The following is a 13,519-nucleotide window of genomic DNA, read 5'->3' on the forward strand; positions in this document are numbered from 1 at the left end:
GGACTGAATGTTGGTGTTGATCTGCGAAAAACTACTCATGGGTCTCGGCTGAGGTTGGTGTAGGGGATGTCAGTGAGCGTACGTGGCACGTGCATCCGGGCCCTGCTCCATCGCCCGGCGTCGTGTCCATCGCTCGGCGTCGTGCATCGGCTCACCTCCGGTTATCGGACGTGGGCCAGGGTTTTTAAACTGGTCCGATCAAGCCGGCCGGGCAGTCCTTCGCTGCGGACCCCTCCTGGGGAATATTCGCCCCCCGGGAAGCCGTTGTGCAGAAGCTGGCTCAGTGTTTGCTCCCGTTGAGGACGGGCACGCGGGCGCTCAAAGCCACATCTTGCTTCGGGCGTGCGGACGCTCCGCCCCGCTGCTCCTCGTTCTGCTTTTTGTCACTTTCCGCGGCTATTCCATGCAATTTGTCGTCAGCTACCCGAAGAGCGGCAACACGTGGGTCCGCCTCGTGGCCGCCGCGTACACCCTCTCCGACGATGTGCTGATGGAGTCTCTCCGGTCTCCGAGCGCGTCGGCCGACCTTCCCGCCTCCCTCCAGTACACCGACGTGGAGCGGTACCAGTACCAGACCATCTGTCCGTTTCCGATCGACGACATCAATTTTCCGACGGAGGTGCGCCTGCGCCCGGCCGCCATGCTCGTGCTCAACCGGGAGAAGAGCCTGACGACGAGCCAGCGCCCGGCCCTCATCAAGAGCCATCACATCAACGGGGAGGTCAACAACATCAACCTGTGGAATGGAGGGTGGGCCGAGCACGTCGTCAACCCGGTCCGCGACCCCCGCGAGGTCTGCTGCTCGTTCGCGGCGCACCGCGAGATGAGCTATATGGAGACCGCTGAACTCATGAACGACTCCACCGCCCGGATGGGAGAGGAGGACAAGCGGATCCACAGCCTGCTCACGACCTGGTCCACCCACGTTCGTAGTTGGCTGCAGGAAGAGACAATGTCCGTTCATACCGTGCAGTACGAGGACCTGCAGGCCGACCCGGTCGGCGAGTTCTACGACATCCTCGACTTTCTAGAGGTGGAGGAGCTGACCGAAGAGCGGGTGGAAGACGCCGTCGAGCGGACCCGCTTCGACCGGATGCAGGACATGGAGGCCGAGCACGGCTTCCACGAGGCCACGGCGGACCAGGAGCAGTTCTTCCGCTCCGGCCAGACCGAGGGGTGGAGGGACGAGCTGCCCCCCGACGTGGCCCGCAAGATCGAGGAGGACCACGGAGACGTGATGGAACGGCTCGGGTACCTCTAACCGACAGCCCCACGGCCCCGCCGACGCCCGATGAACGGGCGCCGGACCGAACGATTTTCCGGTCCTCCTCGCACAGTTCTTCCGCACCCACGCCCTTCCCCCCATGCAGTTTGTCGCCAGCTACCCGAAGAGCGGAAACACCTGGATTCGACTCGTCTCGGCCGCATACGCGCTGCAGGACGTGACCGCCGCCGACTTCATGAACTTCACTGAGGACGACGAGACCCGGGTAAGCAATGTCATCCGGTTCGGGGACGGGACCAAGTACTACTACCAGGCGGTCAGCCCCTACCCGATCCGGGCGCTCAACTTCTCGGCGCAGGCGCGCCTCCGGCCGGCCGCGATGCTTCTCCTGGAGCGCGAGATGGCGGAGACGACCACCCAGCGCCCCATTCTGGCAAAGAGCCACCACCTCAACGGGAATGTGGATGACATTAACCTGTGGAACCCGGCGTGGACCGACCGGGTCGTGAATCCCGTCCGGGATCCCCGAGAGGTCTGTTGCTCGTTCGCCGACCACATGGGAAACAGCCTGGAGAAGGCCGCCGAGCAGATGAACGAGGAGAAGTTCACCATCGGGGGCGGCGAGAACCTGTTTCACCTGCTGGGGACCTGGTCGCAACACATCAAGGGGTGGCTCAGCGCCAAGGAGATCCCCGTCCACACCGTGCGGTACGAGGACATGAAGGCCAACCCGGTCGGAGAGTTCTACAAGATCTTTGACTTCCTTGAGGCACCCAACCTTACGGTCGAGCGGGTGGAGGCGGCCGTCGAGAAGACGCGGTTCGAGCGGCTACAGAAGGTGGAATCGGAGCATGAGTTTCCCGAGTCCACCGAGCACCAGGACAGCTTTTTTCGCTCCGGCAAGACGGACGGGTGGAAGGGAGAACTCCCGCTCCGGCTCGTTCGCAAGATCGAGAAGGACCACGGCGACATGATGAACGCACTGGGGTACAAGTATTTGTAGTGTCCCCATCGCTCTTCGTCCCTGAGGCGGTCAGGCTCGTCCGTCTGTCTCCTGTCTCGTCGTGTACACCCGTCCGGGAGCAATCCGTCCTTCTACAGCTTCTGGGGGCGTCCGGCCCCTGCTGCCCACGCGCAATGCCCGCTGGACGACGGCTCGGAGGCCCAACCGGTCCTGTCGGCGGAGCCCAGGAGTGCTCCCTCCTGCTCCCGATTAGGAACAGGGCGCCTCCCGGAGCGACGGACGGCTGGAAGAACGCGTTGCCCACCGACACGGCCTGCACGCTCAGAGAGGGCCACGGCGAGGGGATGGCGGCACTTGGCTGCCTGTAGGCGCAGTGCCTTCTTTGGGGCGGGGAGAACGGCCGAGAGGGCTGATCTACTGCTCCCTCTGTGTCTGGGCCATCCGTTCCCTACGCCGCGAGCGGCTCTCCAAACGGCAGGTCCGGCTCCTCCGCGTCCGACGCGCCCACGAAGAAGTCGGTGAAGAGCATGACCATTCCCCTCTTTGCCCGCAGCCGGTCCATGAGGTCCGGCGGGGGCCCGTCGGCCTCGGGGGCGGGATTCCAGTGGCACCACACCGGCCGCGCGGCGCACGCCGCCCAGTCGATCGGTTCTTCGGTGGGGGCCACGCCGGCCAGGGGGGCCCCCATGGCCTTCGCGGCGAGGTTGGCCGCCCGGACGGCCCGGAGCACCGAGGGGGACGCGTCGCCCGTCGCGCCCTCGAGATCGTGATGGTGGCGCACCACGTCGACGAGGGCGGTCGGAAAGTTCAGCTCCAGGGCTGCGTAGGCCCCGGCCTGGCAGTGGTCGCACCCAAAGACGAAGCGCTCCAGGGTCCGGTCGTCGGCCTCCTGCAGGTGGTCGCGGAACCGTTTCTCCTCGTACAGCGCGGCGGCCTTTTCGGGGTAGTTGTAAAACAGGACCAGCTTGCCGAAGTCGTGGAGCAGGCCCTCCGCGAAGCCCCTTCCTGTGGCGGCGGCGGACGCGCCCGCGTCCGCCGGGGACTCCAGTTGTGCACCGGGGGCCGGCCCGTCGTCCCCAGGCGACAGCGAGTCCAGCAGGCTGCGGGTGAGGAAGCCTGTCGCCTCGCTGTGGCGGATGAACCGCTGGAAGCAGGCCTCCACGGGCCCATCGGCCAGCTCGTCCATCCGGAGCATGCCGAGGCTCACGACCGACCCGGCGGCGGTGGTGGTGCCCATCATGCGGATTGCCCGCCCCACGTCCGAGATGGAGCGGCGGAGGCCGTAGTAGGCCGAGTTGATTTGCTTGAGCAGCCGCGCGGTGGCGGCCGGGTCGTGCTGCACGATCTCCGTCAGGGCCTCCGGGTCCGTAAAGCCCGGCTCGTGGAGGAGCTCCAGGACGCGGGGAAGCGTGCGCGGGAACGGGGGCACGCTCAGGTCGAGGTCGCGCAGGGCCGGGGCGGGCGAGTGGGTCGGGTCGTTGCTCATCGGGGTGGGGCGTCGGCCCGCGGGCCACGAGGACCCGGGGCCGCTCGGATTCGGGGGAAGCTAGAGGAAGTTCAAAAGGGAGGTCTGCTGCGAGGAGGAGGTGGCCTGAAAGGCCGCCTGCAGCTGGGTCTGCCGTTGCTGAAGCTCCGAGATGGCGGTGGCGAGGTCCGTGTCTTCGGCGTCGGAGCGGCGCTCATTGGCCTCGAGCGAGGCCGCCTCGATCTGCTCTTGGGCCGTGGAAAGGCGCCGCCCGATGGTGCCCGCCTGCGAGCCCTTCGCGATCACGTGGTCGAGCGCGTCCTCCACCTCCTTGAGCCCGTCCTGGATGCTCGGGTCCGGCGGGCCGCTCGGGGACGAATTGTCGGCCGGGTCCACGGCCTTGATCAGGTCGTCAAGCGCGCCGGTGATCGTCTCGGGGTTTCCGCCGGGCGTGGTGCCGGGGCCGTACTGGGCGAGCTCCTTGCCGCTGACGTTGACCGTCAGGTCCTGGTTTTTCCCGATCGGCCGGGTCCGGTCGCCGTCGATGGCGTTCAGGGACCCGTTGATGGGCGCGTCGTCGCTGGCGGTGCCGTCCGCGTCGAACGGCTGCGTGTCGGTGCGATTGCCGGCGAAGATGTACTCCCCGTCCTGCCGGGCATTCATCCGGTCCACGGCCTCGTCCTTGAGGGAGCGCAGCTCCCGGGCAATGGCCGATCGGTCCTCGTCGCTTCGGGTGTCGTCGGCCGCCCGCACGCCGTCCTCACGGGCCTTCGTGAAAAGGTCGGCCAGGCCGTCCAGCTCCTGCTGGGTGCGATCGACGAACGTGCGGGCACTGGCGATGGAGTCCTCGCGCCGCGCGAGCTCGCTGCCGAGCGACTTCATCCGCTCGGCCATGGCGAACGACGTGGGGTCGTCCGAGGGACGGTTCACCCGCGTCCCCGAGCTGATCTGCTCGCGGAGGCGGCTGATGTCGCGCTGCAGGCGGGGCACCTCATCGGAAATCACGCCGGAGTAGACACTCGAATTGGAGGCAATGCTAACGTTGGCCATGGCGGACGGTCGGGGTTGTGAGCGTCATGAAGCACCCGGCCTCACGGGGCCGGGTCGGGGCGCGCGCTGCGGCCGTCACCGCGCGATGGAGAGCAGCGTGTTGGAGACCTCTCGGGCCGTCGTGAGGACCCGTGCGGACGCCGCAAACTGCTGCTGCTGTTCGATCAGGCTGCTCAGCTGCTGGTCCATCGACACGCCCGACACGTCTTCGATCTGGGCCTGGATGCGCTCGCCCACGGCGGCCTGGGCCTCTTCCTTCGAGGCGGCCCCCTGCACCTGCGTGCCGACGTTGGCGGCCAGGTTGGTCGCCTCCGAGGTCAGGCCCGACACGCGGTCGGCGATGGTCTGGGCCGGGCCGGTGTCGCCCGCGAGGGGGTCGTCCACCGTCACCGAGAACTCCTTGGGGCCCGAGGAAGAAGTAACGTCACCGTCCGTGAAGGCGGTGCCCACGTCAAGCTTGATCGTCTCGCCACCGCCGTCGTCTTCCAGCGTGATCGTGGTGCCGCTGGAGTTGACGTCGACCCCGGTCTCAGTGCTGGTCGACCCGTCGGGGCGATCGATCGTAAAGTCAAGCTCTCCAGCGGTGCCGTTGTTCTCGACAGTAATGTCGAACGTGCCTCCTTCCAGGGCCCCCGGGAGGTTTCCGTCCGGGGAGATTGAGGACACCTCGACCGTGCTGGTACTGCCATCGGGGCCGTTGGTGAGCCGAGCGTCGATCCCTCCCGCGCCGTTGCTGCCGCCAAAGTCGCCCTGATCGATGGTGACGGCCCGGTCGTTTCCTGCCGGCGTGCCCAGATCCGGAGTCGCCACGGCCGCGATGTCTTTCGGGCCGGTGGCCGCGATTTCGATGTTGCCCGCCGTGTTGCGTGGGGGCTTGCCTGGGGGCGGCCCGGACTTGTCGACGAAGAAGTTCTCCCCCGTGTCGCCGTTCTGGTCGGCCCCTTTTCGGTGCGCCTCGTTCACGTCCGTGACCACGTCGTCGGCAAGGGTGTCCAGCCGGCCCTGCACGCCGGGCAGGGTGTCGTTCAGGAGGCGCGTCTGCGCGCCAATCTCGCCTCCGCCCTCGTCGCCGGGCTCGAACGCCACCCCGGTCTTTCCGAACTCGACCGTCGTGGTCACATTGGGGTCGTTCTTGCCCTTCAGGGTCAGGTTTGTGCTCTCGGTGCCCTGCACCACCGTCATGCCGTCCACCGTGAGCGTAAAGCCGTCCGACCGGTTTTCTTGGGCCTGCACCGGGAGGAGCTTCGACAGCTCCTGGACGGCCTGGTCCCGCTGGTCCTCCGCGGCGTAGTCGGGCGCGCCGCCGGCGCGGGCATTCTCGATCTGCTCGTTCAGGGAGGCGACCTCGTTTAGGAGCCCGTTCGCCTGCTCTACGTTGTCGGCCAGCGCGTCCTCCGTGTCGGCCGACAGCTCCCCGAGGCGCCGGTCCAGGCGGCCGAACGTGTCGGTCAGCTGGCGGGCCCGCCCCAGGACCGACTCGCGCGCGCCCTGGTTCTCCGGGTTGTTCGCCAGGGTGCTAAAGCCGTCGGCGAGGCCCTCCAGAGAGGACGACAGGCTCGCGTCCGTCCCGGTGGCGAGGGCCCCCTCCAGCACGCCCAGCACGCGCCCCTTCTCGCGGGCGGCGCTCTCGCCGCTTCGGGCGTCGTTTCCGGCGGCCTCCAGCATGCCGTCCCGCACCCGCTCGAACGTTTCGACCCCCACGCCGCTGGAGGTCACGTCCTGCGCGCCGTTCGAGGTATACAGGCCCGTCGTGGCGACGCTGCGGGAGCTGAGGGTCGTGCGGCGCCGGCGGTACCCCTCCGACTCCGCGTTGGCGATGTTCTGGCTGGTCGTGTCGATCTGCTTGCCGATGGCACGCAGCGACGTGCTCCCAATGTCGAACAGCGAATTGATGCTCATGGGGCGCGGTCGGGGCCTAGCCAATGGTATTGACGAGAGAGTGCTCGCCGCCCCCGGACTGGGTCGTTCCGTCGGCGGTGTACGTGCGGGAGTCGGTGTCGGCCGCGGCCTCCTGCACGGCGGCCAGCAGTTCGTGGTTGAGGCCGGCGGCGTACTGCAGGGCAAACTGGAGCGTGTCGTTGGCCGCCTGGGCCGACTCCGCCCGCTCCACCACGGCGGCCCGGGCCTGATCCAGTCGCGGGCCCACCCCCGAGGAGGGCGCCTGGGCCTTCAGCCCCGCAATCAGGGCGTCCAGGGAGGGATCGTCCTGCTCCAGCTCCAACAAACGGATCAGGAGGCGGGCCTGCCGCCGGTACGTCTGGCGCAGGTCGTCGATCGTGTCCGTACAGTCCTGTGCCTTCGCCGCGAGGGGGCCCAGCGCGTCGGCCTCCCGGTGTCGGAGGGCGTCCAGCTGCTGTTCGAAGAGAGACTCCAGCGTCTCGAACGCATCGGCCTTCTGTTCGAGGGTCTCAATCAACTTATCGACGGCCGGAGCGAGGCGTTTAAACGACATGGTCAATCTGAGAGCGATTCTGAGACGATGGGGACTCGGCCGGGGCGGGGAGCGGATCCACCATGTCCGGCACCGACGGGTCCGGCGATGCCGGGGCGGGAGCGTCTTCGTTGGCCTCCGTGTCGCTGGCCTTCGTACCGTCGGCCTCCGGGGACGCGTCCGTGCCCCAGCTCTGCATAAGCGTCTCCGAAATCTGGAGGGTGCCGTCCTCCGTGAGCTGGTCGGTGATCATGTTGGTCATCACCTTGCGCTGCCGGTCGCGCTGGCTGCTCATCCAGTTTTTGCCCTCGTCCCCCGCGAGGGACGAAGAGTACATGTCCTCGGTCATCACGTCGACGAACTGGCGGACCAGCACCTTCTCGAACTGCTCGGCCGCCTCCTTGGGCGTCTCGGGAGTGTCGCCGCCCGTCAGGCCTGTGCCCAGCCCGCCCCGGGACGGGGACGCACGTCGCTTCAGGGCACGGCGGGCGGCCGCCGCGTCGGAACCGGTCGATGAGGGGGAGAGCGTCATGGAAGCGCTTGGGGTTGGGACACCTCGAACCGCAGTGGGGCCGCTACAGGATCACCAGCTCGGCCTGCAGGGCACCGGCGCGGTCGATGGACTGGAAGATGGAGATGATGTCGCGGGCCGTAATGCCCAGGTCGTTCAGGGCGGACGCCAGCTCGCTCACGTTCGTGTTCGGCGGGAGCACGACCGACCGCGCCCCCTCCTGCTGCACCTCGGCCTCGCCCTCCGCCACCGGCTGGGTCTCCCCTTCGCCCAGCGGGTTCGGCTGGGAGACGAACCGGTCCTCCTGGGTGGACACCGTAATGCCGCCCTTGGTCACCATCACCTCGTTGATCGTGACGTTGCCCCCAGCGACGATGGTGCCGGTGCGCTCGTTGATGACGACGCGGGCCGGCGCCTTCACCTCCACCTCCACCCCCTCCAGGGCCGCCATGAGCTGGGAGGGGTTGTTTAGCGCCTCGGGCATCCCCACGTTGACGAGCCCCGCATGGGCCGCCTCGGCGGCGTCGGGAAAGACCTCGTTGATCGCGTCGGCAATCTTGCTCGCGTTCGTGAAGTCGGGCCGGCGCAGGACGAGCCCCACCCCCTCCGGGTCAAGGTCGACGGGATGGGCCCTCCGGACGATGGCCCCGTTCGGGACGCGGCCCGTGTTTGGGCTGTTGACCGTCACCTCCGAGCCCTGGCTCGACGCCTGGGCGGCCCCGGTGGTCAAGGGGCCCTGCGCCACGGCCCGGAGCACCTTGTCGGGGTCCTGCAGGGGGGTGCGCAGGAGCACGCCCCCGGACAGGGAGCGCGCGTCGCCCAGCGAGGAGACGGTCACGTCAATCTCGCTGCCGGTGCCGGCAAACGGGTCCAGGGAGGCAGTCACCAACACCGCCGCCACGTTGCGCGACTGCAGCACTTCCTGGTCGACGTTCACCCCAAACTCGCGCAGCATGTTGGCGATGCTCTGCACGGTGAAGACGGCGCCGCTCTGGGCCCGGGCCCGATCGCCGGTGCGGTCGAGCCCCACCACGAGGCCGTACCCGGTGAGCTGCAGGGCGGACGCCCCCTGCAGGGACACCATGCTCTTCAGCGTCGAGGTGGCCGTCGACGCCGAGTCTCCTGTGGGAGGCCCCTGCTGGGCCACGGCGGTTCCGGCGCCCCCGGTCAGGGCGAGCACGATCAGTCCCAGCATGGCGTGTCGTGGGCGAGCAGTCCTCATGAATCGGTGGATGTGTGCGTAGGGAGGCGACGTTTCTTCTTCCCGGACCTACTGAATGCCAAGAAAGATGCCAATGCCGGTCGCGACGACGCCGCCCACCTTCAAAAGCAGGCCCTTCGAGAAGACGCCCCGGTGGCGGAAGCCCTCCTCCCCGTACGTGATCCTGGCGTTGGCGATCTGGGTGGACAGAATGGTGTTGTCCTGCCGCACGTCGGAGGGACGCACGACGCCGGACACCTCCATGACGTGCGTCACCCCGTCGATGGTGAGGCGACGCTCCCCCGTGACCTCCAGGTTGCCGGCAGTGCTCACGCCCGTCACACGGGCAGTAAAGGTCCCATTCAGCACCTCACTCTGGACGGATTCGTTGCTGTTTTCGGTCTCGGAGCTGACCTCCGTGCCCGCGGAGAAGCTGCCACTGATGCTTTCGGAGAGGGTCCCGGACCCGCTGCCGTCCAGGCTCGACGAGGAGTTGCCCTCGTAGGAGCTCTCCCGCTGGCCGGACGTCTGCTCGTTGATGACGACGGTAATCACGTCCCCCGGCTCCCGGGCCACCGGGTCGGCGTACAGCGATTGCTCCGATGCCCGCACGCGGGTCGACGATTCCTGGCCGTGTGCCGGGGGCGCCCCCGTCAGGCCGAGGGCAATCGTCAGGGCAAGGACGGTGGCGATCGGAACGCGACGGAATCGAATCATGAGGGACAGGGGAGTGCGTGAACGGGCAGTGAGCAATGCGGCGGCTACAGCGTTTTGACCCACCGGACGGCGTCGTTCGTCCGGACGCGGGCCTGATAGGTCTTGCGCGTGTCGGGGCAGTACACCCGCACCACGTCCTCTAGGAAGCCGGTCTCCCGGACCGTGCAGGAGAGGCGAAAGGTGACCCGGCCGCGCCGGTAGTACATCTCGGTGGATGTGCCAGGGTCGACCGCGTAGGGCGGGCGCACGTCTCGTGTTCGCAGGACGCGCTCCGAGCGCAGGTACCGGTCGGCGACGAGCGGCCCGTTCTCCCGCTGTGCCCGAAACTCGGACGCCCGCAGGGGCTCGCCGTGGAGGTCGCTTACATTCATCCACGCCCGCGCCACATCGTCGGGCCCGATCGATGCCCCCTGCTCGATGCGACCGCGCGTCGTGAGCACCGAGTCGTACCGGGCCACGCGGAGCATGGCCCACCCGGCCTCGCTCCATCCCCCTCCCGGCCCCCGCGTCTGAATGCGTGCCCGAGCAAGGCCGTCCGTCACCGCCCCCCGGTCGGGAAGCTCCAGCCGGAGCTGCGCTGTGCTGTCGATGAGGCCCCGCACGCGGCGCACCCGCACCCGCAGGTGGTCCCCGCTCTCGGGATGACGCGCCATGATCTTCTGCTTCGCGGCGCGCTGCACGGCCGCCTTCGCGGCGGCGTCTTGCGCCCGCAGGGCCTGTGGCCAGCCGGCCGCGAGCAGTCCAAAAAGCACGAAGAGGAGAAAACGTTGCATAGGGGCAGTCTCGGGGCGACAAACGGCGGGCTACCGCTTCACGTTGTTAGCGGTTTGCATCATCTCGTCGCTGGTAGTCACCATCCGCGAGTTGAGCTCGTAGGTGCGCTGAGCCTGGATCAGGCTCGTCATCTCCTGCACCACCTTCACATTCCCCTCCTCCAAGAAGCCCTGACGGACGTTGCCGAGGCCATCCTGCCCCGGCGTGCCGATGAAGGGCTCCCCGCTCGACTCCGTCTGCTCGTACAGGTTGCCCCCCTGAGGCCGGAGGCCCGCGGAGTTGGGGAAGCGGGCAAGCTCCAGCTGGCCCAGCTCCACCATCTCGGACTCTCCCTGGAGCCGCGCCTTTACCGTGCCCTGCTGATCGACGCTGATCTCCACCGCGTTGGGCGGCACGTTGAGGTTCGGCTGCACCTTCAGGCCGGTCTGTGTGACAATGTTGCCCTCACTGCTGAGCGTGAACGTGCCGTCGCGGGTGTAGGCGAGGGAGCCATCCGGCTGCTGCACCTGGAAAAATCCGTCCCCGTTGATGGCGAGGTCCAGGGAGTTTCCGGTCTTCGAGAAGCTGCCCTGCGAGAAGTTGCGCACCGTGGCCACGGAGGTGGCGCCGCTCCCAATCTGGAGTTCCGCGGGCTCGGCGCCGTCGGCCTGCCCTTCCGCACTGGCCTGCACGTTCTCGTACAGCAGGTCCTGAAAGACCACACGGGACCGCTTGTAGCCGGTCGTGTTGGCGTTGGAGAGGTTGTTGGAAATGTTGTCGATGCTGGTCTGCTGGGTCTGCATACCCAGCGCGGCCGTCTGGAGGGAGCGAGGGGGCATCGGCGTCCAAAGGATAGTACAAAAGAGAAGAGAATGCCGGGGCCTACATGCCCCCGAGCGACTGGGTCGCACGGCCCAGCACGCCGTCGGTCGTCTGGATGGTCTTCTGCTGGGCCTCGAACTGGCGCTGGTGCTCGATCATGTTGGTCAGCTCGGTGACCGGGTCCACGTTGCTGGTCTCCACCGTGCCCTGTACGACGATCGGGTCCTCGGCCGCCTGCGGCTGGGCGTCCCCCGCCACGAAGGACGCCCCTTCGGTCCGCTCCAGCTGCTCGGGGTTCTCGAACGTCGCGACGCGAAGGGCACCGACCTCCTCCTGCCCGGCAGTGATCCGGCCGCCCTCCGAGATGCTGACCTCCCCGCCGTCCTCCACCGGGATCTGGATCGGGCCGCCCTCGCCCATCACTTCGCGGCCCTCGGGTGTGCGGAGCGTTCCCTCGCTGCCCACCACGAAGTGACCGGCCCGCGTGTAGCGCTCGGCCCCGCCTCCCCGCGGCTGGGTCACGAAGAAGCCCTCGTCCCCCAGCGCCACGTCGAGCGGGTTCCCAGTCTTCTTCAGACTGCCGCCCGAGAGGTCGTTGTTCTGCTGGATGGACCGGTCGGAGCGTGGGGCCCCGTCCTTCGTGAGGCGCTCGTTCAGGGCCTCCGTAAAGAACTGATCCTTCTTGTAGCCGGTGGTGCTGGCGTTGGCGAGGTTGTTCGCCACCTGCTCCTGGTGGAGCCGCATCTCACTCATGGCGGCGGCGGCATTTTCGAACCGAGTAAGCATGGCAGGGACCGGGGACAGTGAACGGGACGGCCTGTTGTGGCCCAAAGGCCCTTCAAAGAGCCTACCAGGTTCGGGCAGCGGGACGCGTTGCAGCGGGCGGATCGGCGTCCGACCCCGCTCGGGCACAATTTTCCGACCCGTCACGGCAGATCCTGCCGTTCCCTCAAAGCACACGACACGAATGGGACCGGCGTGGGAAACGGATCGACGGCTGCCGCCCCCGTAGGAAGCGTCTTGGAGCCCCGTGGGCGACGCTCCAATGGAACGGGAGGACGAGCCCCACCGGCCGGCGTGGACCGGCTCTCCCGCTCCGTCTCCAAACGAGGGCCTGCGAGCAGCGTACACAAGACGTGACAGGTAGACTCATCGTTGCCCCCCCATCCCTTCCTCCCCCATGACTCTCCCCGCACGGCGTACCTGGCTGGCGACCCTCGCCGCGCTCGGACTGCTCCTGGCGCTGCCGGCCCACGGCCAGTCGGCGGCCGCCGGGCCGAGCCCGGGCGATACGGTCCGCACCTCGGCGCCGACGGCCCTCTGGCGCTCCGCCGACGCGGTTGCGCTAGCCACCGCCCTGCCCCCCGCTACCCCACTCGTTGTGACGGAGAAAACGGACCGGCGGCTGCGCGTGCAGTCGCCACAGGGGGGCGGATGGGTGTCGCGGGCCGCCCTCGATTCTCTCTCCCCCGTCGTTCACGGTTCGGCTTCAGGACGCAGCACCGCGGCGGGCGTCCGGCCGTCCTGGCGCGCCCGACAGCCCCGCCGTCGCAGCCGTGCCCTCGCCATTCCCCGGCTGGCCCTAGGCGACGGGCGAGATGGAGCCCGGATCGTGTCCGTCCTCCTCTCGAACCCGTCCCGCCGGACTGTGACGTCCGTGCGCCTGGGGCTGGTGCTCTACGACCAAGCCCCCGACTCGACCGCGCAAGCCATTCGTCGACGCACCGTACGGGTCGTGGGGCCGCTGGAGCCCCGCACCCTGGCCGCGTACGACCTCCGACTTCCCGCCCCGACGCACCGCCCTTGCGTGGGGGTCCGGCGGGTGCGCGTGGAGCGCCTCAACGGAACGACGGTCCTCGCGGCACCCCGACGTGTGGACCAGGGGCCGGGGCACGACGAAGCCCGAGGGACTCTCCCGTACGCGGGCGATGAGTGCCTTACCGAGCAGGCATCGAGACCGCCGAGGGGCGTCGAGTGAAGAAGCGCCCGCGACGGGATCGTCGACGGCATCCTGCACTGCCCCTGCCCATCGGGTGTGGGGATGACCCGCCGTGATCAGAGTCGTTTGTTCCTGAATCGAGGAGGAAGAGAGACAAACCCCATCTACGAGGGGCCCGTCTCAACAGCGGTTGGGGCTCTCCTTCAGGGAGTTCCAGTTTTGACGTTGCCGTTTCCCGTCTCCCCATCGCCTGTGCTTCCATTCGACCGACTGGGTTCTCCAGCGAGGGCCTCTTCGCGAGCATCGGCCTCCACCGGATCCTGCCCCGAGGCCGACCGGCCCCGACCGACCTCAAACTGACTGAGCCTGCCTTGGAGATCTTCGCTGAGCCCTTCCAGCCGCCCGGCGGTGTCGGACACCTGCGTCACGCCGGCCGCCGAC

General features: G+C 68.1%; 13 protein-coding genes and 1 pseudogene. 3 read left to right on the top strand and 11 right to left on the bottom strand.

Annotated features, from left to right (window positions below; translation table 11 throughout):
• Positions 1 to 403 precede the first annotated feature (403 nt).
• The gene (locus B7R93_RS10095) at positions 404 to 1,261 is read left to right on the top strand and encodes a sulfotransferase domain-containing protein (RefSeq protein WP_103020679.1); all 858 of its coding nucleotides are present in this window, start codon (positions 404 to 406) and stop codon (positions 1,259 to 1,261) included.
• 103 nt (positions 1,262 to 1,364) lie between these two features.
• Entirely contained in the window at positions 1,365 to 2,228 is an 864-nt protein-coding gene (locus B7R93_RS10100; protein ID WP_103020667.1) for a sulfotransferase domain-containing protein, read from the top strand.
• A gap of 409 nt (positions 2,229 to 2,637) precedes the next feature.
• On the opposite strand, the gene B7R93_RS10105 is transcribed toward B7R93_RS10100, so the two are convergent.
• The 10 genes from B7R93_RS10105 to flgF all read right to left on the bottom strand — a co-directional run bounded on the left by B7R93_RS10105 (position 2,638) and on the right by flgF (position 11,925).
• Complete coding sequence (locus B7R93_RS10105; protein WP_103020668.1) at positions 2,638 to 3,675, bottom strand: HDOD domain-containing protein; 1,038 nt, start codon at positions 3,673 to 3,675, stop codon at positions 2,638 to 2,640.
• A 60-nt stretch (positions 3,676 to 3,735) separates the two neighbouring features.
• Positions 3,736 to 4,704, bottom strand: a complete 969-nt coding sequence (locus tag B7R93_RS10110) for a flagellin N-terminal helical domain-containing protein (protein WP_103020669.1) — start codon at positions 4,702 to 4,704, stop codon at positions 3,736 to 3,738.
• Between the two features lie 75 nt (positions 4,705 to 4,779).
• On the bottom strand, positions 4,780 to 6,603 hold the full coding sequence (gene flgK / locus B7R93_RS10115; RefSeq protein ID WP_103020670.1) for a flagellar hook-associated protein FlgK: 1,824 nt from the start codon (positions 6,601 to 6,603) through the stop codon (positions 4,780 to 4,782).
• 16 nt (positions 6,604 to 6,619) lie between these two features.
• On the bottom strand, positions 6,620 to 7,156 hold the full coding sequence (locus B7R93_RS10120; RefSeq protein WP_103020671.1) for a flagellar protein FlgN: 537 nt from the start codon (positions 7,154 to 7,156) through the stop codon (positions 6,620 to 6,622).
• Positions 7,146 to 7,667: a hypothetical protein gene (locus tag B7R93_RS10125; protein WP_103020672.1), complete on the bottom strand. Its 522-nt coding sequence runs from the start codon at positions 7,665 to 7,667 to the stop codon at positions 7,146 to 7,148. The genes B7R93_RS10120 and B7R93_RS10125 overlap by 11 nt, the downstream gene beginning before the upstream one ends.
• 43 nt (positions 7,668 to 7,710) lie before the next feature.
• Positions 7,711 to 8,841 carry a flagellar basal body P-ring protein FlgI gene (locus B7R93_RS10130; RefSeq protein WP_232798302.1) on the bottom strand — a complete coding sequence of 377 codons (1,131 nt, stop codon included), beginning with the start codon at positions 8,839 to 8,841 and terminating at the stop codon, positions 7,711 to 7,713.
• A 75-nt stretch (positions 8,842 to 8,916) separates the two neighbouring features.
• Positions 8,917 to 9,564: a flagellar basal body L-ring protein FlgH gene (locus B7R93_RS10135; RefSeq protein ID WP_103020674.1), complete on the bottom strand. Its 648-nt coding sequence runs from the start codon at positions 9,562 to 9,564 to the stop codon at positions 8,917 to 8,919.
• 44 nt (positions 9,565 to 9,608) lie between these two features.
• Positions 9,609 to 10,337, bottom strand: coding sequence for a flagella basal body P-ring formation protein FlgA (locus tag B7R93_RS10140; RefSeq protein WP_103020675.1), 729 nt, complete (start codon positions 10,335 to 10,337; stop codon positions 9,609 to 9,611).
• A gap of 30 nt (positions 10,338 to 10,367) precedes the next feature.
• The gene (gene flgG / locus B7R93_RS10145) at positions 10,368 to 11,156 is read right to left on the bottom strand and encodes a flagellar basal-body rod protein FlgG (protein WP_103020676.1); all 789 of its coding nucleotides are present in this window, start codon (positions 11,154 to 11,156) and stop codon (positions 10,368 to 10,370) included.
• Between the two features lie 43 nt (positions 11,157 to 11,199).
• Positions 11,200 to 11,925, bottom strand: coding sequence for a flagellar basal-body rod protein FlgF (gene flgF / locus B7R93_RS10150; protein ID WP_103020677.1), 726 nt, complete (start codon positions 11,923 to 11,925; stop codon positions 11,200 to 11,202).
• Between the two features lie 394 nt (positions 11,926 to 12,319).
• On the opposite strand from flgF, the gene B7R93_RS10155 reads away from it, so the two are divergent.
• The gene (locus tag B7R93_RS10155; RefSeq protein WP_103020678.1) at positions 12,320 to 13,117 is read left to right on the top strand and encodes a hypothetical protein; all 798 of its coding nucleotides are present in this window, start codon (positions 12,320 to 12,322) and stop codon (positions 13,115 to 13,117) included.
• A gap of 164 nt (positions 13,118 to 13,281) precedes the next feature.
• Here the strand turns inward: B7R93_RS10155 and B7R93_RS10160 are convergent.
• A pseudogene (locus B7R93_RS10160) lies at positions 13,282 to 13,519 on the bottom strand (hypothetical protein); the annotation flags it as partial.

The sequence above is a fragment of the Salinibacter altiplanensis genome (assembly GCF_002894645.1).
Taxonomy (GTDB): Bacteria; Bacteroidota; Rhodothermia; order Rhodothermales; family Salinibacteraceae; genus Salinibacter; species Salinibacter altiplanensis.

Excerpts from the sequence above, each read along its gene's own strand:
- B7R93_RS10125 (WP_103020672.1), bottom strand. The coding sequence starts at position 7,667 with ATGACGCTCTCCCCCTCATCGACCGGTTCCGACGCGGCGGCCGCCCGC.
- B7R93_RS10130 (WP_232798302.1), bottom strand. The coding sequence starts at position 8,841 with ATGCTGGGACTGATCGTGCTCGCCCTGACCGGGGGCGCCGGAACCGCC.
- B7R93_RS10140 (WP_103020675.1), bottom strand. The coding sequence starts at position 10,337 with ATGCAACGTTTTCTCCTCTTCGTGCTTTTTGGACTGCTCGCGGCCGGC.
- flgG (WP_103020676.1), bottom strand. The coding sequence starts at position 11,156 with ATGCCCCCTCGCTCCCTCCAGACGGCCGCGCTGGGTATGCAGACCCAG.
- flgF (WP_103020677.1), bottom strand. The coding sequence starts at position 11,925 with ATGCTTACTCGGTTCGAAAATGCCGCCGCCGCCATGAGTGAGATGCGG.
- B7R93_RS10105 (WP_103020668.1), bottom strand. The coding sequence starts at position 3,675 with ATGAGCAACGACCCGACCCACTCGCCCGCCCCGGCCCTGCGCGACCTC.
- B7R93_RS10095 (WP_103020679.1), top strand. The coding sequence starts at position 404 with ATGCAATTTGTCGTCAGCTACCCGAAGAGCGGCAACACGTGGGTCCGC.
- B7R93_RS10100 (WP_103020667.1), top strand. The coding sequence starts at position 1,365 with ATGCAGTTTGTCGCCAGCTACCCGAAGAGCGGAAACACCTGGATTCGA.
- flgK (WP_103020670.1), bottom strand. The coding sequence starts at position 6,603 with ATGAGCATCAATTCGCTGTTCGACATTGGGAGCACGTCGCTGCGTGCC.
- B7R93_RS10110 (WP_103020669.1), bottom strand. The coding sequence starts at position 4,704 with ATGGCCAACGTTAGCATTGCCTCCAATTCGAGTGTCTACTCCGGCGTG.
- B7R93_RS10155 (WP_103020678.1), top strand. The coding sequence starts at position 12,320 with ATGACTCTCCCCGCACGGCGTACCTGGCTGGCGACCCTCGCCGCGCTC.
- B7R93_RS10120 (WP_103020671.1), bottom strand. The coding sequence starts at position 7,156 with ATGTCGTTTAAACGCCTCGCTCCGGCCGTCGATAAGTTGATTGAGACC.
- B7R93_RS10135 (WP_103020674.1), bottom strand. The coding sequence starts at position 9,564 with ATGATTCGATTCCGTCGCGTTCCGATCGCCACCGTCCTTGCCCTGACG.